This window comes from Pseudomonas sp. W17, from assembly GCF_040268305.1.
GTDB lineage: Bacteria > Pseudomonadota > Gammaproteobacteria > Pseudomonadales > Pseudomonadaceae > Aquipseudomonas > Aquipseudomonas protegens.
Map to the genome: position 1 here is coordinate 6,067,133 of NZ_CP158490.1, position 24,067 is coordinate 6,091,199.

17 protein-coding genes, 2 tRNA genes and 3 rRNA genes are annotated in these 24,067 nt (G+C 57.5%); 4 read left to right on the forward strand and 18 right to left on the reverse strand.

Going from position 1 to position 24,067, the window contains the following annotated elements; all coding sequences use genetic code 11:
- Positions 1-95 precede the first annotated feature (95 nt).
- The 17 genes from ABCR88_RS27865 to mrcB form a co-directional block, all read right to left on the reverse strand.
- Positions 96-2,399, reverse strand: coding sequence for an MlaD family protein (locus tag ABCR88_RS27865; protein ID WP_041119906.1), 2,304 nt, complete (start codon positions 2,397-2,399; stop codon positions 96-98).
- A complete protein-coding gene (locus ABCR88_RS27870) occupies positions 2,392-3,015 on the reverse strand; it encodes a paraquat-inducible protein A (protein ID WP_015637044.1) in 624 nt (207 codons plus the stop codon). The genes ABCR88_RS27865 and ABCR88_RS27870 overlap by 8 nt, the downstream gene beginning before the upstream one ends.
- Entirely contained in the window at positions 3,002-3,661 is a 660-nt protein-coding gene (locus ABCR88_RS27875; protein ID WP_041119907.1) for a paraquat-inducible protein A, read from the reverse strand. Before ABCR88_RS27875 ends, ABCR88_RS27870 begins: the two co-directional genes overlap by 14 nt.
- Before the next feature lie 148 nt (positions 3,662-3,809).
- Positions 3,810-3,925: ribosomal RNA gene (rrf, locus tag ABCR88_RS27880) — 5S ribosomal RNA — on the reverse strand.
- Positions 3,926-4,063: 138 nt separating this feature from the next.
- A 23S ribosomal RNA gene (locus tag ABCR88_RS27885) occupies positions 4,064-6,955 on the reverse strand.
- Between the two features lie 233 nt (positions 6,956-7,188).
- Positions 7,189-7,264 (reverse strand) — tRNA-Ala (locus ABCR88_RS27890).
- Positions 7,265-7,274: 10 nt separating this feature from the next.
- Positions 7,275-7,351: transfer RNA gene (locus tag ABCR88_RS27895), tRNA-Ile, on the reverse strand.
- 123 nt (positions 7,352-7,474) lie between these two features.
- Positions 7,475-9,013, reverse strand: a 16S ribosomal RNA gene (locus tag ABCR88_RS27900).
- Together the 16S, 23S and 5S rRNA genes with 2 tRNA genes alongside form the textbook arrangement of a ribosomal RNA operon.
- A 544-nt stretch (positions 9,014-9,557) precedes the next feature.
- Positions 9,558-10,178 carry a protein-methionine-sulfoxide reductase heme-binding subunit MsrQ gene (msrQ, locus tag ABCR88_RS27905; RefSeq protein WP_350023236.1) on the reverse strand — a complete coding sequence of 207 codons (621 nt, stop codon included), beginning with the start codon at positions 10,176-10,178 and terminating at the stop codon, positions 9,558-9,560.
- Positions 10,178-11,191 carry a protein-methionine-sulfoxide reductase catalytic subunit MsrP gene (gene msrP, locus ABCR88_RS27910; RefSeq protein ID WP_350023237.1) on the reverse strand — a complete coding sequence of 338 codons (1,014 nt, stop codon included), beginning with the start codon at positions 11,189-11,191 and terminating at the stop codon, positions 10,178-10,180. Before msrP ends, msrQ begins: the two co-directional genes overlap by 1 nt.
- A 63-nt stretch (positions 11,192-11,254) precedes the next feature.
- Positions 11,255-12,112, reverse strand: coding sequence for a CDP-diacylglycerol--serine O-phosphatidyltransferase (gene pssA / locus ABCR88_RS27915; RefSeq protein WP_011063487.1), 858 nt, complete (start codon positions 12,110-12,112; stop codon positions 11,255-11,257).
- A gap of 146 nt (positions 12,113-12,258) precedes the next feature.
- Positions 12,259-13,275, reverse strand: a complete 1,017-nt coding sequence (gene ilvC / locus ABCR88_RS27920) for a ketol-acid reductoisomerase (RefSeq protein WP_007959661.1) — start codon at positions 13,273-13,275, stop codon at positions 12,259-12,261.
- Between the two features lie 45 nt (positions 13,276-13,320).
- Positions 13,321-13,812: an acetolactate synthase small subunit gene (ilvN, locus tag ABCR88_RS27925; RefSeq protein WP_011063488.1), complete on the reverse strand. Its 492-nt coding sequence runs from the start codon at positions 13,810-13,812 to the stop codon at positions 13,321-13,323.
- 2 nt (positions 13,813-13,814) lie between these two features.
- The gene (locus ABCR88_RS27930) at positions 13,815-15,539 is read right to left on the reverse strand and encodes an acetolactate synthase 3 large subunit (protein WP_026019946.1); all 1,725 of its coding nucleotides are present in this window, start codon (positions 15,537-15,539) and stop codon (positions 13,815-13,817) included.
- 582 nt (positions 15,540-16,121) lie between these two features.
- On the reverse strand, positions 16,122-16,457 hold the full coding sequence (locus tag ABCR88_RS27935; RefSeq protein WP_011063490.1) for a YqcC family protein: 336 nt from the start codon (positions 16,455-16,457) through the stop codon (positions 16,122-16,124).
- Positions 16,457-17,203 carry a tetratricopeptide repeat protein gene (locus tag ABCR88_RS27940; RefSeq protein WP_011063491.1) on the reverse strand — a complete coding sequence of 249 codons (747 nt, stop codon included), beginning with the start codon at positions 17,201-17,203 and terminating at the stop codon, positions 16,457-16,459. The genes ABCR88_RS27935 and ABCR88_RS27940 overlap by 1 nt, the downstream gene beginning before the upstream one ends.
- A 16-nt stretch (positions 17,204-17,219) precedes the next feature.
- Positions 17,220-19,544, reverse strand: coding sequence for a penicillin-binding protein 1B (gene mrcB, locus ABCR88_RS27945; protein ID WP_350403718.1), 2,325 nt, complete (start codon positions 19,542-19,544; stop codon positions 17,220-17,222).
- A 115-nt stretch (positions 19,545-19,659) separates the two neighbouring features.
- Between mrcB and ABCR88_RS27950 the strand changes: the two genes are divergently transcribed.
- From ABCR88_RS27950 to ABCR88_RS27965, 4 genes are all read left to right on the forward strand, one after another.
- On the forward strand, positions 19,660-21,216 hold the full coding sequence (locus tag ABCR88_RS27950) for an AAA family ATPase (RefSeq protein WP_041119911.1): 1,557 nt from the start codon (positions 19,660-19,662) through the stop codon (positions 21,214-21,216).
- Between the two features lie 93 nt (positions 21,217-21,309).
- The gene (locus tag ABCR88_RS27955; protein WP_011063494.1) at positions 21,310-21,654 is read left to right on the forward strand and encodes a pentapeptide repeat-containing protein; all 345 of its coding nucleotides are present in this window, start codon (positions 21,310-21,312) and stop codon (positions 21,652-21,654) included.
- A gap of 228 nt (positions 21,655-21,882) precedes the next feature.
- Positions 21,883-22,155, forward strand: coding sequence for a TfoX/Sxy family protein (locus ABCR88_RS27960; protein ID WP_011063495.1), 273 nt, complete (start codon positions 21,883-21,885; stop codon positions 22,153-22,155).
- Positions 22,156-22,168: 13 nt separating this feature from the next.
- Complete coding sequence (locus ABCR88_RS27965) at positions 22,169-22,969, forward strand: cyclic nucleotide-binding domain-containing protein (protein WP_053153892.1); 801 nt, start codon at positions 22,169-22,171, stop codon at positions 22,967-22,969.
- Positions 22,970-23,202: 233 nt separating this feature from the next.
- Here ABCR88_RS27965 and ABCR88_RS27970 read toward each other — a convergent pair whose 3' ends face one another.
- The gene (locus tag ABCR88_RS27970) at positions 23,203-24,066 is read right to left on the reverse strand and encodes a ChaN family lipoprotein (protein ID WP_236204209.1); all 864 of its coding nucleotides are present in this window, start codon (positions 24,064-24,066) and stop codon (positions 23,203-23,205) included.
- Position 24,067: the final 1 nt, after the last annotated feature.

Genomic DNA, 24,067 nt, shown 5'->3' on the forward strand with positions numbered 1-24,067 from the left:
AGCTGTTGTAGGAACTGGCTTGCCAGCGAAGGCGCCCTCTGGCGCGACACAGGGCTGAGGGCCTCTTCGCCGGCAAGCCGGCTCCTACAAGAAGGTTATTTGCCCAGGGGGATCTTCGGTGCCCAGGTCAGCCATTCCTCTTCGAACTTGTCGAACAGCGGGAAGGTCTGCTGAGGCCGCGCCGGGTTGCCCATGCGCTCGCCATCCGGCGTCGCGAAGGCAATCCCCCCCTGGATCAGGGTCTCCAGGGATTCGGTACGCACCGTCGCCCCTTTGAACAGGCCAAAGTCGACACCAAATCCACTGCTGTTCCAGAAGCGCGTACCACTGCGAACCAACGGTGCGTACTTGGGTTCGATGAGGATGTGGATCAGTACCCGATCGGCCGTCTGGCCCAGCTCGTAACCGGTCACCTTGCCCACCGCCACTTCGCGGTAGGTTACCGGCACTCCGACTTTCAGCGAGCCACGCCGAGCAGCGCTCAACACCAGGCTCAGGCCGGCTTCCTGAACGCTGGCTTCCGGTGGTTGCGGCAAGGCGACAAAACTGGTCTGCACGCCCTGACTCTTCGTCGCAGGCTGGACCTCGATGTATTGGCCGGTGACCAGGGTTTCCAGGTTCGAGGTCTTCATCAGGCCCAACTCCGGCTTGACCACCCAGAACTGGCTGCCGACCCGGGCGATGCGCTCGGGCACTTCGGTGATCCGCGCCTTGAGCATGACCGATTGCATGTCGGCGCTGAGGGTCACTTCTTCCAGCTTGCCCACGTCCAGGCCCTTGAAGCGTACAGGCGTGCCGGCCCGCAAGCCGTCGGCGCGATCAACCTTGATGCTCACCAGGGTGCCGCGCTGCGCCGCCTCCTCCTGGTTGGCGAACAGGCGGAAACGTGGAATGCGCTTTTTCAGCGGTACGTTGGGCAGCGGGGTCTCGAAGGCGATGCCACCCGCCATCAGGCTTTGCAGCGACTCGCTCTTGATCTGGATACCGCCGGTCAGGCCCCCGGTCAGGGTGATACCACTGACGTTCCAGAAGCGAGTCGAACCGTTGACCAGGCCTTCATATTCCTTCTCGATGTGGACGCCGATCACCAGTTGCTTGCGGGTGTGGGAGAACTGGTAGCTCTGCACCGAGCCGACCTTGACCTGCTTGTAGAGAATCGGGCTGCCAACATCCAGGGAGCCGAGGTTGTCGGTGAACAGCACCATGTGCAGGCCGGGGGCACGCAGGTCCAGCGGCGGGGCCTTGGCCCGGGCCTCGAACTCGCGCTGGGGAGCGGCGCCCTTGTCACCGGGACGGATAGCGATGTAGTTACCCTTGACCAGGGCCTCAAGACCGGTGATGCCAGCCAGGGAGATCGAAGGCTTGACGGTCCAGAACTGGGTGCCCTGAACCAGGTAATCCTCGGCCAGGGGATCGAGAGTCAGCTCGGCGGTGGCGCTGCTCAGGTCGGAGTCGACCTTCAGGGCCTTCAGGCTACCCACCTGGATGCCCTTGTACATCACCGGGGTGCGCCCGGCCTGCAGGCCTTCGAAATCGGTGAGCTTGACCTTGACGCGGATCCCGGCCTGGGCGGCGTCGAAGTCCTCATACAGACGGAACGGCAGGCTTGGGTCGGTGGGCGGGCTGTCCTTGCGATTCTCCGGCGTGGCAAAGGCGATCCCCCCGGCGACGATGCTGGACAGGGACTCGCTGCGTACTTTTACCCCGGACAGGTTGGCGTCGATGCTGATGCCGCTGGCGTTCCAGAAACGTGTGTGTTTGCGCACCAGATTGGCATAGGTGGGCTCGATATAGACCTTGAGCTCCACCGTGTTCTGGTCTTCGGAGAGCAGGAAGCTCTTGATCTGGCCAACCTGGATCTGCTTGTAGAACACCGGGCTGCCACGGTTCAGCGACCCCAGGCGCTCGGCCTTGATGGTCAGGTGCAGGCCCGGTTTGGCATCAGATAAAGGAGGCTCCTCGGCCAGGGCCTTGAACTTGCGACTCGGCTCACCATCCCCGGGGCTGACGGCGATGTAGTTGCCCGAGACCAGAGTTTCCAGGCCTGTGATCCCGGCCAGGCTGACACTGGGTTTGACCAGCCAGAAGCGCGTGTTGGTCTTCAGGTACTGCTCGACGTCCTTGTTCATCTCGACCGAGGCAATCACTCCCTTGGAGTTGCCCTCATCGTCCAGAGCCAGGGTCTTGACCTTACCTACGGGCATGCCCTTGTAGACCACTTCAGTCTTGTTGGCCTGGATCCCCTCGCCGCTTTCAAAGCGCAACTGGATCTCGATACCGGTCTGGCTGTAGGCACGCCAGCCCAGCCAGCCACCGATGATCAGGGCAATCAGGGGCAATACCCAGATAGCCGACCAGTTGGAGGCCGGGCGGGTTTTGGCGGTAGGCAAATCACTCATGGTCGTCGTCCGACTCCGTGTTATCCCAGATCAGTCGGGGATCGAAAGTTACTGCAGCCAGCATGGTCAGAATCACCACGCTGGCAAAGGCGACCGCACCGAGATTGGCCTCGATGCTGGCCAGCCGGCCAAAGTTGACCACCGCCACCAGGATGGCGATGACAAAGATATCCAGCATCGACCAGCGGCCGATGAACTCGATAAAGCGGTACATGATGATCCGCTGTCGGGCCGAGAGCGGCTGGTGACGCTGCACCGAAAACAACAACAGGGCAATGCCCACCAGCTTGAAGGTGGGCACCAGGATACTGGCGACGAACACCACCGCAGCGATGGGAAACATGCCGTGCTGCACCAACTGGATGACCCCGGACATGATGGTGCTGGGGTCACCCTGGCCCAGGGAACTGACGGTCATGATCGGCAGCACGTTGGCCGGGATGTAGAGGATCGCGGCGGTGAGCAGCAACGCCCAGGTGCGCAGTATGCTATTGGGGCGGCGAGGATGAACCATGGCCCCGCAGCGAGTGCAGGTCTGCTCTTCGCTGTCAGCCTCCTGCCGATTCAACTCGTGGCATTCAGTACAGATCAGAATGCCTGCCTCAATCGCCCGCATGTATGTCCTCTCCCGATAACGCTTGCCAGATCTGGTGAGGCGACATCACCACCTCCAGCCAGACCTGCACCAACAACAGACTGATAAAACACACCAGGCCCAGGCCCACGGTAATGGATGCCATGTCGGCCAACTTGACGATGGCCACCAGCACCCCCATCAGGTAGACCTCGAGCATGCCCCAGTCGCGCAGATGGTGATAAATGCGATAGAGCAGCAAGCCGTAACTGCGGCCGATGTCCCAACGAATACTCAGCAGGACTAAAAGCTGGCAAATCAACTTGAGCAGGGGAATGCCCATGCTGCACAGGAACACCACCACCGCCACGCCTTCCATACCGGTGTCGAACAGCCCCTGCACACCGCTCCAGACCGTGTCCTCGGAAGACTGTCCCAGTAGATTGAGCTGCATGATGGGTAGAAAGTTCGCCGGCACATATAGCAACAAGGCCGCGATCACCAGGGCCAGGCTGCGTTCGACCACATTGTGCCGGTGCGCGTAGAGCTCATAGCCACAACGCGGGCACTGGGCTTTCTCACCGAGGGCGAGCTTGGGCTTGCGCATCAGCAAGTCGCATTCATGGCAGGCAACCAGGTCGTCCAGTGGTAATTCTGACAACCCGGGGGCGTCAACCGGATCTGGCATAGAAGGCTCTGGGAATGTAGAAAGTAACGGTCATTCTAGTGTTCCAATCCGAAAATAACTGTGCAAATTTGTTTGCGAATAAGAGCAAATTTTTTGCGCGCAAAAACAAAACCCCAACTGCATATGCAGTTGGGGTTTCGGAATTTAATCTTGACGATGACCTACTCTCACATGGGGAAACCCCACACTACCATCGGCGATGCATCGTTTCACTTCTGAGTTCGGGATGGGATCAGGTGGTTCCAACGCTCTATGGTCGTCAAGAAATTCGGTAGCCAGTCCGTTGCTTGTGCAACGTGCCAGCGAATGGGTATGTAATAGATTTGTGTGTTCGCAAACTTTCGGTTTGTATCGTCTTCACACACCGCAACTCGCTTCTTAAGCAAATTGCTTGGGTGTTATATGGTCAAGCCTCACGGGCAATTAGTATTGGTTAGCTCAACGCCTCACAGCGCTTACACACCCAACCTATCAACGTCGTAGTCTTCGACGGCCCTTTAGGGAACTCAAGGTTCCAGTGAGATCTCATCTTGAGGCAAGTTTCCCGCTTAGATGCTTTCAGCGGTTATCTTTTCCGAACATAGCTACCCGGCAATGCCACTGGCGTGACAACCGGAACACCAGAGGTTCGTCCACTCCGGTCCTCTCGTACTAGGAGCAGCCCCTCTCAAATCTCAAACGTCCACGGCAGATAGGGACCGAACTGTCTCACGACGTTCTAAACCCAGCTCGCGTACCACTTTAAATGGCGAACAGCCATACCCTTGGGACCGGCTTCAGCCCCAGGATGTGATGAGCCGACATCGAGGTGCCAAACACCGCCGTCGATATGAACTCTTGGGCGGTATCAGCCTGTTATCCCCGGAGTACCTTTTATCCGTTGAGCGATGGCCCTTCCATACAGAACCACCGGATCACTAAGACCTACTTTCGTACCTGCTCGACGTGTCTGTCTCGCAGTCAAGCGCGCTTTTGCCTTTATACTCTACGACCGATTTCCGACCGGTCTGAGCGCACCTTCGTACTCCTCCGTTACTCTTTAGGAGGAGACCGCCCCAGTCAAACTACCCACCATACACTGTCCTCGATCCGGATAACGGACCTGAGTTAGAACCTCAAAGTTGCCAGGGTGGTATTTCAAGGATGGCTCCACGCAAACTGGCGTTCACGCTTCAAAGCCTCCCACCTATCCTACACAAGCAAATTCAAAGTCCAGTGCAAAGCTATAGTAAAGGTTCACGGGGTCTTTCCGTCTAGCCGCGGATACACTGCATCTTCACAGCGATTTCAATTTCACTGAGTCTCGGGTGGAGACAGCGCCGCCATCGTTACGCCATTCGTGCAGGTCGGAACTTACCCGACAAGGAATTTCGCTACCTTAGGACCGTTATAGTTACGGCCGCCGTTTACCGGGGCTTCGATCAAGAGCTTCGCGTTAGCTAACCCCATCAATTAACCTTCCGGCACCGGGCAGGCGTCACACCCTATACGTCCACTTTCGTGTTTGCAGAGTGCTGTGTTTTTAATAAACAGTCGCAGCGGCCTGGTATCTTCGACCGGCATGAGCTTACGGAGCAAGTCCTTCACCCTCACCGGCGCACCTTCTCCCGAAGTTACGGTGCCATTTTGCCTAGTTCCTTCACCCGAGTTCTCTCAAGCGCCTTGGTATTCTCTACCCAACCACCTGTGTCGGTTTGGGGTACGGTTCCTAGTTATCTGAAGCTTAGAAGCTTTTCTTGGAAGCATGGCATCAACCACTTCGTCACCTAAAAGGCAACTCGTCATCAGCTCTCGGCCTTAGAACCCCGGATTTACCTAAGATTCCAGCCTACCACCTTAAACTTGGACAACCAACGCCAAGCTGGCCTAGCCTTCTCCGTCCCTCCATCGCAATAACTAGAAGTACAGGAATATTAACCTGTTTTCCATCGACTACGCTTTTCAGCCTCGCCTTAGGGACCGACTAACCCTGCGTCGATTAACGTTGCGCAGGAAACCTTGGTCTTTCGGCGTGGGTGTTTTTCACACCCATTGTCGTTACTCATGTCAGCATTCGCACTTCTGATACCTCCAGCAAGCTTCTCAACTCACCTTCACAGGCTTACAGAACGCTCCTCTACCGCATCACTTACGTGATACCCGTAGCTTCGGTGTATGGTTTGAGCCCCGTTACATCTTCCGCGCAGGCCGACTCGACTAGTGAGCTATTACGCTTTCTTTAAAGGGTGGCTGCTTCTAAGCCAACCTCCTAGCTGTCTAAGCCTTCCCACATCGTTTCCCACTTAACCATAACTTTGGGACCTTAGCTGACGGTCTGGGTTGTTTCCCTTTTCACGACGGACGTTAGCACCCGCCGTGTGTCTCCCATGCTCGGCACTTGTAGGTATTCGGAGTTTGCATCGGTTTGGTAAGTCGGGATGACCCCCTAGCCGAAACAGTGCTCTACCCCCTACAGTGATACATGAGGCGCTACCTAAATAGCTTTCGAGGAGAACCAGCTATCTCCGAGCTTGATTAGCCTTTCACTCCGATCCACAGGTCATCCGCTAACTTTTCAACGGTAGTCGGTTCGGTCCTCCAGTCAGTGTTACCTAACCTTCAACCTGCCCATGGATAGATCGCCCGGTTTCGGGTCTATTCCCAGCGACTAGACGCCCTATTAAGACTCGCTTTCGCTACGCCTCCCCTATTCGGTTAAGCTTGCCACTGAAAATAAGTCGCTGACCCATTATACAAAAGGTACGCAGTCACAGAACAAAGTCTGCTCCCACTGCTTGTACGCATACGGTTTCAGGATCTATTTCACTCCCCTCTCCGGGGTTCTTTTCGCCTTTCCCTCACGGTACTAGTTCACTATCGGTCAGTCAGTAGTATTTAGCCTTGGAGGATGGTCCCCCCATATTCAGACAAGGTTTCTCGTGCCCCGTCCTACTCGATTTCATGACTAAGAGATTTTCGCGTACAGGGCTATCACCCACTATGGCCGCACTTTCCAGAGCGTTCCGCTAATCTCAAAGCCACTTAAGGGCTAGTCCCCGTTCGCTCGCCACTACTAAGGGAATCTCGGTTGATTTCTTTTCCTCAGGGTACTTAGATGTTTCAGTTCCCCTGGTTCGCCTCTTGCACCTATGTATTCAGTACAAGATAACCATCTTATGATGGCTGGGTTCCCCCATTCAGAGATCTCCGGATCAAAGTCTGTTTGCCGACTCCCCGAAGCTTATCGCAGGCTACCACGTCTTTCATCGCCTCTGACTGCCAAGGCATCCACCGTATGCGCTTCTTCACTTGACCATATAACCCCAAGCAATCTGGTTATACTATGAAGACGACATTCGCCGAAAATTTGCATTCTTAATTAAAAGAGAACTCACAAATTTTACCTTAGCCTGATCCGTTACCAGTGAAAGTAACGTTCAGTCTATCTTTCTATCACATACCCAAATTTTTAAAGAACGATCTAATCAAAAGACTAGAAATCAACATTCAAAGTGAATGCTCATTTCTAAGCTTTCAGAAGCAGTTTATGGTGGAGCCAAGCGGGATCGAACCGCTGACCTCCTGCGTGCAAGGCAGGCGCTCTCCCAGCTGAGCTATGGCCCCATAACAAAATTGGTGGGTCTGGGCAGATTCGAACTGCCGACCTCACCCTTATCAGGGGTGCGCTCTAACCAACTGAGCTACAGACCCAATTTCGAGCTTGTAACTGTTAGCTTGGAGCTATCAGCTTGGAGCTTAAAGCTGCTTCTATCGTCTTCTTCAATGAATCAAGCAATTCGTGTGGGAGCTTATGAAGCAGCTGATGTCGTCGATTAAGGAGGTGATCCAGCCGCAGGTTCCCCTACGGCTACCTTGTTACGACTTCACCCCAGTCATGAATCACACCGTGGTAACCGTCCTCCCGAAGGTTAGACTAGCTACTTCTGGTGCAACCCACTCCCATGGTGTGACGGGCGGTGTGTACAAGGCCCGGGAACGTATTCACCGCGACATTCTGATTCGCGATTACTAGCGATTCCGACTTCACGCAGTCGAGTTGCAGACTGCGATCCGGACTACGATCGGTTTTATGGGATTAGCTCCACCTCGCGGCTTGGCAACCCTTTGTACCGACCATTGTAGCACGTGTGTAGCCCAGGCCGTAAGGGCCATGATGACTTGACGTCATCCCCACCTTCCTCCGGTTTGTCACCGGCAGTCTCCTTAGAGTGCCCACCATAACGTGCTGGTAACTAAGGACAAGGGTTGCGCTCGTTACGGGACTTAACCCAACATCTCACGACACGAGCTGACGACAGCCATGCAGCACCTGTCTCAATGTTCCCGAAGGCACCAATCTATCTCTAGAAAGTTCATTGGATGTCAAGGCCTGGTAAGGTTCTTCGCGTTGCTTCGAATTAAACCACATGCTCCACCGCTTGTGCGGGCCCCCGTCAATTCATTTGAGTTTTAACCTTGCGGCCGTACTCCCCAGGCGGTCAACTTAATGCGTTAGCTGCGCCACTAAGAGCTCAAGGCTCCCAACGGCTAGTTGACATCGTTTACGGCGTGGACTACCAGGGTATCTAATCCTGTTTGCTCCCCACGCTTTCGCACCTCAGTGTCAGTATCAGTCCAGGTGGTCGCCTTCGCCACTGGTGTTCCTTCCTATATCTACGCATTTCACCGCTACACAGGAAATTCCACCACCCTCTACCATACTCTAGCTTGCCAGTTTTGGATGCAGTTCCCAGGTTGAGCCCGGGGCTTTCACATCCAACTTAACAAACCACCTACGCGCGCTTTACGCCCAGTAATTCCGATTAACGCTTGCACCCTCTGTATTACCGCGGCTGCTGGCACAGAGTTAGCCGGTGCTTATTCTGTCGGTAACGTCAAAACAATCACGTATTAGGTAACTGCCCTTCCTCCCAACTTAAAGTGCTTTACAATCCGAAGACCTTCTTCACACACGCGGCATGGCTGGATCAGGCTTTCGCCCATTGTCCAATATTCCCCACTGCTGCCTCCCGTAGGAGTCTGGACCGTGTCTCAGTTCCAGTGTGACTGATCATCCTCTCAGACCAGTTACGGATCGTCGCCTTGGTGAGCCATTACCTCACCAACTAGCTAATCCGACCTAGGCTCATCTAATAGCGTGAGGTCCGAAGATCCCCCACTTTCTCCCGTAGGACGTATGCGGTATTAGCGCCCGTTTCCGGACGTTATCCCCCACTACTAGGCAGATTCCTAGGCATTACTCACCCGTCCGCCGCTCGCCACCAGGTACAAGTACCCGTGCTGCCGCTCGACTTGCATGTGTTAGGCCTGCCGCCAGCGTTCAATCTGAGCCATGATCAAACTCTTCAGTTCAAACATCTTTGGGTTTTGAGAAAACCCTAAACTTGGCTCAGCAATCGTTGGTTACATCTTTGATTTCTCGCGGAGTAACTTGTGATGCTGATAATCTTTTTGACTATCAGTCTGACTCCACAAGCACCCACACGAATTGCTTGATTCAGTTGTTAAAGAGCGGTTGGTTAAGATCTTTCGTCTCAACCGAGGCGCGCATTCTACAGCAGCCTCATTTGCTGTCAAGTGATTTTTTTAAGAAGTTTTCAAAGTTTCCTTTTTAACTTCAACCACTTGCGCTTCCGATCTCTCGTTAGCGGGAGGCGAATTCTACAGCGTTACACGCTGCTGTCAACACCTCTTTTCAACCGCTTTCGACCGAGAGGATCGAATCGTTAATAAGGCGAAAACTGACTGCCTTACCAACTGCTTCTGGCTTCGATGAACTGAAGCGTAACCGCTGTCGAAAACTGCGTAACTCATTGAATCTCAAGGAGTTTTCCGTTTCGACTGCGCCGGAAGTGGGGCGAATTATAGACCTGTAGAATCTGCCGTCAAGAGTTAATTACGATTTTGTTGCAGAAGATGCTTTTTTAGCGATTAGGCGCGGAATCCGGCGCATTACAGGAGGAGCACGCAGCAGCAACAATAGCCCCCCTATAGAAGCGTAGACCGACCACTCCTTCAGGTCCGCCCGGACAATCCATAGCATATGCAGCAGCCCCAGCCCCAGGATGAGATAAACTAGGCGATGCAGCTTCTTCCAACGCGCCCCCAAGCGACGCTGGCTATAACGATTGGACGTCACAGCCAATAACAACAGAAGAAGGAACCCCAAGCTTCCGACAAAGATATAAGGGCGCTTGCGCAACTCCACTCCCAGCTGCGACCAGTCCAACCCCAAGATGAATACCCCATAAGCACTCAGGTGCAGTACTACATAAGCGAAGCACCACAACCCCAACTGTCGGCGCACAGCGATCCAGCCCGACCACCCCGTGAGCTTTTGCAAAGGAGTCATGCCCAAGGTGATCAACAACAGCACCAGCGCGCCCAGCCCCAGACGATCAACCAGCACCTTGCCCGGGTCCGGCCCCAGGACCGAAGCCCAGGCTTCATACAGCCAATACAGCGGCCAGATAGCCGCTGCGATAAAGACACCGATACGCCAGAACGAATAACGCATCAGTAGTTCTTCCGCAGATCCATGCCGCTATATAAAGAAGCGACTTCATCCGAGTAACCGTTGAACATCTGGGTTTCCCGCACATTGGGACTGAACAGACTGCTGGGTAGACGCCGCTCCCGAGCCTGAGTCCAGCGTGGATGATCAACCGTCGGATTCACATTCGCGTAAAAACCATATTCGTTGGCCGCAATGCTCTGCCAGGTAGTCTTGGGCTGCTCGCTGACCAGGCTAATGCGCACAATCGACTTCACACTTTTGAAGCCATATTTCCAAGGCACTACAAGGCGCAGCGGCGCACCATTCTGGTTAGGTAGTTCACGCCCATACATCCCCACCGCAAGAATCGCCAATGGATTCATCGCCTCATCAAGACGTAATCCCTCGACATAGGGCCAGTCGATCAAGGCAAAGCCGGAGCGCTGGCCCGGCATACTCTTGGGATCCTGCAATGTTTCAAAGCGAATGAACTTGGCGTTACTGGTGGGCTCCACCTGCTTGAGCAAGGCTGAGATTGGAAAACCTATCCAGGGAATCACCATCGACCAGGCCTCGACGCAACGCAGTCGATAAATACGCTCCTCCAGCGAGTAAGGCTTCATGAGATCCTCCAGGGCGTAGCGGCCTGGCTTAGCCACCTCACCATCCACGACCACACTCCACGGCTGAGTCTTGAGCGCGCCCGCGTTGGCCGCGGGGTCCCCCTTGTCAGTGCCGAATTCGTAGAAGTTGTTGTAGTGAGTCGCGTCCTTGAAAGGCGTGATCGCCTCATCCCTGACGGTTACTGCTTGCCACTGAGTGGTCGACAGCTTGTCGGAGAACCACCCGGGAGCCTGGCCCGGCTCAACATCGGCATAACGCGACGCGTCCTGTGCTGCTGCCCATCGCGGCAAGCTGGCAAACGCCATGCCCGCAACCGCACCACTCAGCAGGCTGCGTCGAGAGAGGTAAAGAGATTCGGGCGTAACCTCAGACTCATTGCAGTCGGACGACTTGGGGAATTTGAATAACATGGCAACTCCGCAGTATTGGAGGACAGATGTACCAATAGACTGCGGAGTATGGGGGAAATTACATCACTCGACGCTTTTGCGACGACGCAGGTGCAACAGGTACTGGATAGGGCCCGACGCCGCATAGGCGAGGAACACCAAAAGCAGAATGCGCGGCGGATCACTGAACACCACCGCAAACACCAGCACCACCGCCAGGATCGCCACAAAAGGTACGCGCCCTTTCAGGTCCAGGTCCTTGAAGCTGTTGTACTTGATATTACTGACCATCAGCATGCCTGCGGCGGCCACCATCAACGCCACCAGGAACGACATCTTCGACCCCTGGATCCCGTAGTCGCTGAATGCCCAGACGATACCAGCCACCACACCCGCCGCTGCCGGGCTGGCAAGGCCGATGAAATAACGCTTGTCGGCAGTACCGACTTGAGTATTGAAACGCGCCAGACGCAAGGCCGCGCCTGCCACATAGATGAAGGCGACCATCCAGCCGACCTTGCCCATGTCACCCAGGGCCCAGCCAAAGGCCAACAACGCCGGCGCTACGCCGAATGCAACCATATCGGACAGCGAGTCGTATTCAGCGCCAAAAGCACTCTGTGTGTTGGTCATGCGGGCAACACGCCCATCCAGGCCATCAAGCACCATGGCCACGAAAATGGCGATCGCGGCGAAGGCAAAGTACTTGCTCGCCCCGGCCGCATCTCCGGCGCTCATTGCACTCTGGGCGCTCATGGAGCTAATGATGGAATAGAACCCCGCGAACAGGTTCGCAGTGGTGAACAGATTCGGCAGAAGATAGATACCACGATGCCGGACTTTACGGCCTTCAGCGTCATGCCCTTCTTCGACATGCTCATCGATCGGTAGCAGGCTTTCGGCGTCAGAGGCCTGGTTTGGCTCTTCGGGACGTTCGCTCATGGACATTACCTTGCAACGGTGTGAAAAGTTTCGACAGATACCCAGGGCCGCGATTCGGCCACAAAGGATCCAGCTTTATACCAGAACCTATCCATGCAAACGAAAAAACGCGGCCTAGGCCGCGTTTTCCCTGACAAGACTCGAACTTAGTTCTTGGCTTTGTCGACGATTTTGTTGGCACCGATCCAAGGCATCATCGAGCGCAGTTGCTCGCCGATGATTTCGATACCGTGAGCGGCGTTGTTACGACGCTTGGCGGTCATCGATGGGTAGCCGGTAGCGCCTTCGCTGATGAACATCTTCGCGTATTCGCCGTCCTGGATGCGCTTCAGAGCATTGCGCATGGCCTGACGGGATTCGGCGTTGATGACTTCTGGGCCAGTCACGTACTCGCCGTATTCAGCGTTGTTGGAGATCGAGTAGTTCATGTTGGCGATACCGCCTTCGTACATGAGGTCAACTATCAGCTTCAGTTCGTGCAGGCACTCGAAGTAGGCCATTTCTGGAGCGTAGCCAGCCTCAACCAGGGTTTCGAAACCGGCTTTGACCAGCTCGACGGTACCGCCACACAGAACAGCCTGCTCACCGAACAGGTCGGTTTCAGTCTCGTCCTTGAAGGTGGTTTCGATGATGCCGGTACGGCCGCCGCCCACGCCTGCGGCGTAGGACAGGGCAACGTTCTTGGCGTTGCCGGAAGCGTCCTGGTAGATCGCGATCAGGTCAGGAATACCACCGCCCTTGACGAACTCGGAACGTACGGTGTGGCCTGGAGCCTTCGGCGCGATCATGATCACGTCGAGGTCGGCACGAGGCACAACCTGGTTGTAGTGGATCGCGAAGCCGTGGGAGAAGGCCAGAGTGGCGCCCTTCTTGATGTTCGGCTCGATTTCGTTCTTGTACAGCTGGGACTGGAACTCGTCCGGGGTCAGGATCATGACCAAGTCGGCACCGGCAACGGCTGCAGCAACGTCGGTCACTTTCAGGCCGTGGGCTTCAGCCTTGGCAACGGTAGCCGAGCCTTTACGCAGGCCGACAGTCACGTCTACGCCGGAATCCTTCAGGTTGCATGCTTGAGCGTGGCCCTGGGAACCATAGCCGATGATGGCAACTTTCTTACCCTGGATGATCGACAGGTCGCAGTCTTTATCGTAGAAAACTTTCATGAATTTCCCCTATATCAGGCCGTTCCGGCCATTCGCTAATTTGAGTTAGATGCTCAGTACTTTGTCGCCACGGGCAATCCCGGTGACACCACTGCGTACGGTTTCCAGAATCGATGCGGTGCCGATCGATTGAATGAAGCTGTCGAGCTTGTCGCTGGTACCGGTCAGTTGAACGGTATACACGCTGGCGCTGACATCAACGATCTGCCCACGGTAAATATCGGTAGTGCGCTTGACCTCGGCGCGCTGGGCGCCAGTGGCCTTGATCTTGACCAGCATCAGTTCACGCTCGATGTGCGCGCTTTCCGACAGGTCTACCAGCTTCACCACCTCAACCAGCTTGTTCAGGTTCTTGGTGATCTGCTCGATGATCTCGTCATGGCCAACGGTGGTCAGGGTCAGACGCGACAGTGTCGGGTCTTCAGTCGGCGCCACCGTCAGGCTTTCGATGTTGTAGTTGCGTTGCGAGAACAGACCTACAACACGAGACAGAGCACCCGGTTCGTTTTCCAGAAGCAAGGAAATAATGTGCCGCATGATTAAGTACGCTCCGTCTTGCTCAGCCACATATCGCGCATGGAGCCGTCTTTGATCTGCATCGGATAGACGTGCTCGCTGGTGTCGACCTGGATATCGAGGAACACCAGGCGATCCTTCATGGCGAACGCTTCTTCCATCTTCGGCTTCAGATCCTTCAGATCCGTGATACGCATGCCCACGTGACCATAGGCTTCGACCAGCTTGACGAAGTCAGGCAGCGATTCCATGTAGGAGTGCGAATGACGGCTGCCGTAGCTCATGTCCTGCCACTGGCGCACCATGCCCAGCACACCATTGTTCAGGTTGATGATCTTGACCGGCAGATCGTACTGCAGGCAGGTCGACAGCTCCTGGATGTTCATCTGGATACTGCCTTCACCGGTGACGCAGGCGACATCATTATCCGGAAAGCTCAATTTCACGCCCATGGCCGCCGGGAAACCGAAGCCCATGGTGCCCAGGCCACCGGAGTTGATCCAGCGGTTGGGCTTGTTGAACCGGTAGTACTGCGCCGCGAACATCTGGTGCTGCCCCACGTCGGAGGTCACATAGGCATCGCCCTTGGTGACTTCGCACAGGGTTTCGATCACGGTCTGTGGCTTGATGATGCTGCCGTCGCCCTTGTCGTAAGGGAACAGGCCGCGATCGCCACGCCACTCTTCGATCTGCTTCCACCAACTGGCGACCGTCTCCTTGTTCGGGGTATCGCCGATTTCCTTGAGTGCCGCGACCATTTCGGTCAGGACGCTCTCCACTGGACCAACGATAGGCACATCGGCCTTGATAGTCTTGGAGATGGAAGCCGGGTCGATATCGACATGGATGATCTTGGCATTCGGGCAGAACTTCGGTGCACCGTTGATCACCCGGTCATCGAAGCGCGCGCCCACGGCCAGGATCACGTCGGCATGGTGCATGGTCAGGTTGGCGGTGTAGCTGCCGTGCATGCCGAGCATGCCCACGAACTGCCGGTCGGTGCCCGGATAGGCGCCCAGGCCCATCAAGGTATTGGTCACTGGCAGATTGAGCATCTTGGCCAGTTCGGTCAGCGGTGCGGAACCGCCGCCGAGAATCACGCCGCCACCTGCATAAAGCACAGGGCGCTTGGCCGCCAGGAGCATTTCTGCCGCCTTGCGGATTTGCCCGGAGTGACCGCGAACAGCTGGGCTGTAGGAGCGCAGCTTGGCTTTCTTGGGGAAAACGTATTCGAACTTTTCAGCCGGGTTGGTCATGTCCTTGGGGATATCGACCACCACCGGACCAGGACGACCGGATTGCGCCAGGTAGAAGGCTTTCTTCATGACTTCCGGGATTTCCGAAGCGTGCTTGATCATGAAGCTGTGCTTCACGATCGGCCGGGAGATACCGATCATGTCGGTTTCCTGGAACGCGTCGGTGCCCACCATGGTGCTGGGCACCTGGCCGGAAATGATCACCATGGGAATCGAGTCCATATAGGCGGTGGCAATACCGGTAATGGCATTGGTCGCGCCCGGGCCGGAGGTCACCAGTACCACGCCGGCTTTACCGGTGGCACGGGCATAGCCGTCAGCCATATGGGTCGCCGCTTGTTCGTGACGAACCAGGATGTGGGTCACTTCCGGTTCTTTGAACAGGGCATCGTAAACATGAAGGAGAGCACCACCTGGGTACCCGTAGATATATTTGACGCCTTCGTCACGCAAAAAGCGGACGAGCATCTCACCGCCAGATAAAAGCTCCACGTTGTTCACCTCTAAAACGCCAGAATACCGCCCTCAAAAGGGAGCGGGTCTTAATAGGTTTACTTCTCAGCAGAGCATGAGCGACGGTGGTCGCCGACTACGTCAGCACTGACTGAGCAAGTATTGGGAGCGCCCCAAAGTGTTGCGGGGTTTTCCCACCCAGCGCGAGGTAACGCGTTGCGGGTGTAGCACTTCGGCGCGGATGTGCGCCTCATGATCTGCTGAGTGGGTCTGCTTCTGGCAGTCCCTCTACAGCGGACTTTGGATTCTTCTGTTTCGTCCTCTTCAAGTCAAGTCGTCTATGTGGTTAATTCGAACTAAGCGCATGAGAACGCAAGAAAAAACCCAAAAACGACTGCTGTCTGCGCTTCAATTGCGCAATCTTCGGCAAGCAACTCAGAAATGCGAACCCGGACTTTGGGCGAAACCCCATTGCCAGAGAGCCGAGAGGAACGTCATGCACTACAACAACAGCAATGCACGGACAGACATGAACCCTCCGAAGTTGTCACTTCGAGAGAGCGAGACTGAAGTGGGCAGTATGGAGGGAGGCGACTGCCAGGCATACCTGGCAGTCGTGTTTCAGCGAGTAGCAACGATGAGCTGATCAAACTCTTTGAGCAGAACTCGCAACTGCTGGTCGCGCCCCTGCATCGGACGAGTGGAGAACACCATCTCGGCCATTTCCTGAATACCTGACGCATTGGGCAGCGGCAAATCCTGCTCCAGAATCATCTTCATGCGGGGCAGAAAGATCCACTGCAGCCATTGCTCGAACTCCAGAGTATCCACGGCAAAGGGCTGAGTGCTGGCCAGTGCCTCGGCGCTGGGCACAGCGTCGTCCCACAGGCCCTGCACACGCAACTCACGCTCGATCAGCAGCAACTGCTCGGCGATCCTGGGAAAGCGCCCATCCATCACAGCGAAACCCGAGCTTTCTGGCGCGCCTGCGCTGCACCTGCGGCATCACCCTGTTTCTCACGCGCCTGGGCAATCAGCTCCCACAGGCTTGCCTGGAGATCAGGGCGGCCGTTGGCAAAGCTCAGGCCACGGCGAGCGAACTGCTCGGCCTGGGGCGCATCCCCCTGGGCCATGCGTACCTGAGCCAGGCGATACAGCACCTGCGGCTCGCGTGGCGCAACACGCTGCGCTCGCTCGAGGCTGGAGGAAGCACCGTTCAAGTCACCACTGGACTGCTGCTGTTGCGCAGTGGTCAGCAACGCCAGCACCGGGCCATCCAGTTGCTCATCGGCCGACAGACCACCGGCCCGGGCCGAAGGGATGCCACTGGGCGTAGAGGGCATGTTGTAAGTGCCCTGACTGATCGGTGCCGACTGATAACCGGAGCCGTCCACCGGACCCGGGGTAATAGGCCCTGAAGTGACCGGCCCCGGAGTAATGGGCGAACTGCTGATCGGCGCAGAGGCCGTAGCGCCGCCGCCCGGAACCATTACCACTACGCCGGAATCTTCCGGAATCGCCTGTGCCTGAGCCTGCGCCGGGCGCTTGATGGTCGTCTGGCGAAAGCCTCCGGAGGCGGAAATCCGCTCGCTGTTGGACACGGCAGTGCCGGAATCCACGACGGGAATAGAGCCGCGCTGCACACTGGCGCAACCGTTGAGCAACGCCAGAGCTGTAATAGCTGGAATCCACCACTTGTTCACGTCAAACCCTCATCGCTTAGTTCATCCAGCCCTTGACCCAATCCATCACCGAATCGCCGCCTGCCGGGTTTTCTCCCCCACAGGAAGCACCGGGAGGCGGTTCGCTGCCGCGAATATACGGCATCTGCACAGCCCCCGGACAGTTGGCATCGGAGCCCTGCCCGGTACGCGAATCGACCCAGGCCTGAACCACGTTGTCCGGCTGCGGCATATCCAGCGGCAGCGGGTCGGCCTTGCGCATGAAACTGGTCCACACCTGCAAGGCGCCGGTAGCACCGGTAAACGGCGTCTTGCCGTTATCGTCGCGGCCCAGCCAGACCACGGCTAGCAGGTCCTGGCTGAAACCGGCGAACCAGCTGTCACGGGAATCGTTACTGGTACCGGTCTTGCCCGCCAACGCTAGAGTCTTGGGCAACACGTTGTACACCGAGCTGCCGGTGCCCTCGCGCATCACCCGTTGCATCGCGCTTTGAATCAGATAAATCGAGCCGGCATCAAAACGCTGCTGAATCTGGAACGGATAGCGCTTGAGCGGCTCGCCTTCCGCTGTCAACACGCTGCGAATCCCGCGCATCGGCGTATTGAAACCACCATTGGCCAGCGTCTGGTACATGGTCGCCACTTCCATCGGGCTCATGCCCCCTGCCCCCAGCAGCATCGATGGGAAGGCTGGAAACTCGCGGGTCACCCCCAGGCGCCCAAGGGTCTTCAGGACATTGGGCACACCCACTTCCAGACCGAGCCGTGCGGTAGACAGGTTGTAGGAGTGAGCCAGGCCCTGGTACAGGAACACCGTACCGTGGGAGCGCCGGTCATAGTTCTGCGGCTTCCACACCTGGCCGTCTGCACCTTTTACCGAGAACGCCTCATCCGACAGCCAACTGGTCAGGGTGTACTGGCTGGGCTTTTCCAGGGCGGTCAGGTAGACCGCAGGCTTGATCAGCGAGCCGATCGGACGCACCGCATCCAAGGCCCGGTTGAAACCGGCAAAGCTGGCCTGACGACTGCCGATCATGGCCTGGACCTCACCGGTTTCCGGGTTGGTCACCACCATCGCCGCCTCGACGTCTTCCGAGCCCTTGCGCCCGGCCAGGCGCTTGAAGGTGTCGTTGACCGAGGCTTCGGCCTTCATCTGCAGGATCGGATCGAAACTGGTGAAGATCCGCAGGCCTTCTTCAGTCAAGTCTTCATCACGGTAGTCTTCGCGCAACTGACGCTTGACCAGGTCGAGGAAACCGGGGAAGGAACTGTCCGCCAGGCTGCCGCGCTTGGTTACGCCCAGCGGCATCTTCTTCGCCGCCTCCACCTGTTCCGGGGTAGCCACGCCCTGCTGTGCCAGCAGATCGAGCACCAGGTTACGCCGCTCCAGGGCACGTTCCGGGTAGCGCCGCGGGTTGTAATAGGAAGGCCCTTTGACCATCCCGACCAACAGCGCCACCTGGTGCAACTTGAGTTCGGACAGGGGCTGGCTGAAGAAGAACTGGCTGGCCAGACCGAAACCGTGCACCGCACGCTGACCGTCCTGGCCGACGAAGACCTCGTTGAGGTAGGCCTCGAGAATCTCGCGCTTGTCGTAATGCAGCTCCAGCAACAACGCCATCATCGCTTCATTGAGCTTGCGCGACAGGCTGCGCTCGTTGGTCAGGAAGAAGTTTTTCACCAACTGCTGGGTCAGGGTACTGCCGCCCTGGCGCATCTGGCCGGACGAGGTGTTGACCCAGATCGCACGGGCAATCGACTTGGGCGACACCCCGTGGTGTGAATAGAAGTCGCGGTCTTCCACCGCTACCAGAGTTTCCAGCAGATATGGCGGAACCTGATCGATCTTGATCAGGATCCGGTCTTCGAGGCTCTTCGGGTACAGGCCACCGATCAGCAATGGCTCCAGGCGCACCACCGCGAGCTTGGCCCCCTTGCTGCCGGACAGTTCCGCCACGTAATCGCCGGAGAAGCGCACGCGCACCGGCTGAGCCTGCTCCAGCCCTTCGTAGAACTGGAAGCCGCGGGTGTTCAGGTCCACGGTATTGCCATTGACCGAGGCTGCGCCCGGGCCGTTGGCGACACTTTCACGGCGATAGCCCAGAGCGTCGAGTTCCGTGAGGAAATCATCCTTGCTGAGCTTTTGTCCGACGAACAGCTCAAGCGGGCGGGCGTAGACCTTGGCCGGAATGGTCCAGCGCTTGCCGGAGAATTTTTCCTGGACCACGGCATCGAGGTAAACCGCAAAGCCGGCGAGCACCACCAGACCGACCAGGCTGAGCTTGAGGGCCCAGCCCAGCCAGGGGCGCAGGCCACCAGACGGCGTTTTTTTAGCAGAACGAGGGGATCGGGTACGAGTCATGGCGGCGGATTATACGCACTTTATTCATCGTCAACATGCGCCACCCGAGGTTTGCCTTAGTGCGCTCAGCGGCCATAATGACGCCCTCGATTTTCCCGACTCTGAAGGATCGCCTGTGAGCCAGTCACTGATCGCTGCCCTGCAAAACCCCGCCTTGTTTCCTCATCCCGTAGAAGGGTTTCAGGTCATCGAAACCCACATCTCCTGGGTTTTGCTCACCGGCCCCTTTGCCTATAAGGTGAAGAAGCCGGTCAATTTCGGCTTCCTCGACTTCACCAGCCTGGACGCCCGCGAGCACTTCTGCGGCGAAGAGTTGCGCCTGAACCAGCGCCTGACCGAGGACCTGTACCTGGAAGTCCTGCCGATCACCGGTAGCGCCGAAGCCCCGATACTGGGCGGCGATGGTCCGGCTATCGAATACGTACTGAAAATGCGTCAGTTCCCGCAAAGCCAGTTGCTCAGCACCTTGCAGGCCAACAGCGAGCTGACCACTGCGCACATCGATGAGATGGCCAGGCAGATCGCCCACTTCCACCTCAACGCGCCCAAGGTTCCAGCTGAGCATGAAGCCGGCACCCCGGAGAGCGTGATGGCTCCGGTGCGTCAGAACTTCGAGCAAATCCGCCCGTTCCTCAGCGACAAGGCCGACCTGCAACAACTTGAAGCCCTGGAAGCCTGGGCCGAAACCAGCTTCGAACGCCTCAAGCCTCTGCTGGCCCAACGCAAGAGCGAAGGTTTCATCCGTGAATGCCATGGCGATATTCACCTGGGCAACGCCACCCTGATCGACGGCAAGGTGGTGATTTTCGACTGCATCGAATTCAACGAACCGTTTCGTTTCACCGACGTCTACGCCGATACCGGCTTCCTTGCCATGGACCTGGAAGACCGCGGCCTGAAGAGCCTGGCGCGACGCTTCATCAGCCAGTACCTGGAGCTGACCGGCGACTACCAGGGCCTGGAGCTGCTCAATTTCTACAAGGCCTACCGTGCCCTGGTACGCGCCAAGGTCAGCCTGTTCAGCATGCCTGCCGAAGCCACGCCGGTGCAGCGCGCCACCACCCTGCGCCAGTACCGCAACTACGCCAATCTGGCGGAAAGCTACAGCACCATTCCATCGCGTTTCCTGGCCATCACCTCAGGCATTTCGGCGGTCGGCAAGAGCCGCGTGGCCATGCGCCTGGTAGAGGCACTGGGCGCCGTTCGCCTGCGCTCCGACGTAGAGCGCAAGCGCCTGTTCGGCGAGCAACAGGTGCCCAACGACCCACACGCTGGCATCTATAGCAGCGAAGCCAGCAGCGCCACCTACGCGCGCCTGCATGAAATCGCCGAAACCATCCTGCGTGCCGGCTTCCCGGTAGTGATCGACGCGACCTACCTCAAACGTGCCCAGCGCGATGCCGCGGCCAAAGTGGCCGAGGCCACTGGTACGCCCTGCCTGATCATCGACTGCAACGCTCCTGAAGCAGTGGTTGCCAGCTGGCTGGCCCAGCGCCAGGCTGATCAGAACGATCCATCCGACGCCACTCTGGAAGTGATTGCCAACCAGCAAGCCACTCGCGAAGCGCTGACCGACGAAGAGCTGCTGCGCAGCAAGCGCATAGAAACCAACGAAAGCGGCAGCCTGGACGCCCTGGTTGCCAACATTCGCCAACGCCTCCCAGGCCTGTAAACGGTCATTTCAGCCGTGAAGTGGCAAAGACTTCACGGCTGAAAAATAGTGGCACTATACTGGCGTCATAAATCCAACACTGGTGACGTCGCCATGAGCCAACCGAAACTTCTCGACACTCCGCTTTACGCCCTGCTGCATAAAGACGACATCGTCGGCTTCAACCGCGAACGCCCGAAAGATCAACCCATCGACATGCGCGGCGGGGATTTCCGCGGCCTCGACCTGCGAGAACTGAACGCACAAGGCATCGATTTCACTGACGCCTACTTTCGCTCCGCGGATCTGCGGGGGCTGGACTTGAGAAACTCGTCCATGGAAGGCGCCAGCCTCGCCCATGCACAGATTTCCGGCGCCTACTTTCCGGTGGAACTGAGCGCCGACGAGATTCTCATGTCGGTCAATTTCGGCACCCGCCTGCGTTACCGCACTCGCTGACCCCCGCCACCCGTCTTTGTCCGGCGCTCTGTTTAGCGCCGGACCTGGTCCGCTTTCTCGCCTGCACCCTGCCCTTCGCATGGCCTGCCCCCTCCTCCCTTCGAGCTTCACCGCTGCGCCCTTAGAAGCATTTGCGCCAAACCCGACCAAAGAACAGCGCGTTTTCTACTGAGCGCTACACTCCTCTGAGGCTGCCCACTCACCATTCGGCCATCGCCAGGAGGCTTAATGAATGATGAACTGCAACACCTGAAGAACCTTGGCAAGACATCGGCACAATGGCTGCATGCAGTGGGCATCCATAGCGCTTCCGACTTGCGCCGCCTGGGTGCGGTGGACGCCTACCGGGCCGTGCGGACCCGTGGTTTTCGTGCGTCGAAAGTCTTGCTCTATGCCATTGAGGGCGCCCTGATGGACATGCACTGGAACGACCTTCCCGCCGAACGCAAAGAGGCGTTGAACAAGCAACTGGACGCCATTTCCTCTCGTCACAAAAACTGACTGGCAGAGCCAAATGTATCTAATGGGGGAGCAGCCGGCTTACGCCGACGCCTTGATCAACAGACTGCAGAGCATTCCGCCGCAATTGCTGGACGGGCTTGCGCCCAGCGGCCCGACGTTGGAGCTTGGCCCCATCGCTGAGCTGTCCAGCGTATTGCCCGGCGACCAGTTGTTCCTGCTGGCAAGTGGCGTGATCCAGGCCAGTGTCGAAGAGCGGCCACTGTTCTACCTGCATGAAGGCGACCTGGTGGGGCTGCGGCGCGGCATCGAACTCCCGCAGTGGCAACTGCACTGCGATACGCCGCTGCAACTGATTCCCTATCTGAGGACTGAAGTGTTTCGGCACATCCAGGCCGACGTACAACGCTCGGAACTGCTCGTACAGTACCTGATCGGCCAGACCGCCCTGCTGTCCGATGCCATTGCTCGTCTCAAGCCGCCAGAGTTGCGCAGCAGCAACGGTTTCAAGCGCGTGGAGGCGGGCGAAAGGCTGATTACCCAGGGGGATGAGGCAGATCATGTGTTTGTAATACTCGAAGGCCATGCGCAGGCCTTCGTCGACGGGCACAAGGTCGGCGACGTCCCCAAGGACGAGATTTTCGGCGCCATGGCAGTGTTCACCGGAGAAAAACGCAGCGCCAGCGTGATCGCCAGCGAACCCAGCACAATCATGCTGATTCCCAAGGACCAGTTTCTCAGCCTGACCCAGAGCAATCCGCGCATTGCCCACAGCCTGATCGAAAGCATGGCGCGCCGCATCGAACTGTTAAACAAGGAAGTGACCCGGCTCATGACCTTGAACAACCCGAACTGAACCCGGATTCCAGGCAGATCCAAACGGACGTTTGGCAAAATATGCAGAAATCTGAAAAGCCTTGTTGACTTCGAAATGAGAATCGTTATGATTATCACAACTGGTCGCGAGATCAGTCGATAACCTGGAAGACCAGTGGTTCGGACTCTCAGATTATCTCCTCATCAGGCTAATCACGGTTATTTGACCCGGCTCTTGCCGGGTCTTTTTTTGCCCGCAGAAAAGCCCTCCGATCAGGGCCTCAGTTGCGCGCAATAGTCCTTGGCGGGCTGGGGCGGCGTATACCAGACGTAGTCGGCCGATGCCGCGGCAACCTGATGCCCCTGCTCCGCCAGAATCAACACCACCACCTCCTGGCCTCGGTCCAGATCGGCAAGATGCAGGGGCACGCCAAGATCCTTGCGACCGTGAAACGCCCCGGCCAGCAACAGGGCCGGAGCCGGAGCCGCCAGCAGCTGTTCAGCCATGCGTCGGTCCCGTTGCTGCTGCACCGCCCGCATTGCCGGCACCTGGCTCTCCGGCAGCAAGCCACAGTGCGATTCGCGGATTTGCCCGGCCAATGCCTCGATCACCGACGGTGCGTTGCTCCGTGTGCCGGTCAGGACGGGCGCCCGTGCATAAATGGCACGCACCTCCTGGCGATCCAGATTGGCAGCGAGCAAGGGATAGGGCTGACGCAGGGCAAAACCCACCAACGGGCCGTAGAGGCTCCAATCCCAGCCTGATTGCCAGGCCAACCTGCCGGGTAGGTCATCAGGCAAACGCCCCCCATCAATGGAGCGTTTTACCCCATCGACTTCTGGCTGCTGATCCGGGTTGAGCATTTCCAGCAACAGGCTGCCCTGTGGCCGCTCCCGGGCCATGGAGCGCAAGAGCCAGAGTTGCAGGGCATGATGATCGGGATTGTCATGCTGCTCGCCAATGATCACTCGAGGGGCCCGTGCCAGGCGCCCTACCAGTTCGACAGGGGTCAGCGCCTGGGCACTGCGCAGCTCAATGATACTGCCGGGCGCCGAAGCCACCGGCGGCGGCAGGATCCCCGGCATGCTGTGACAGGCGGCCAGCAGCATGGCCAGCAACAATGGCAATACGCGCATC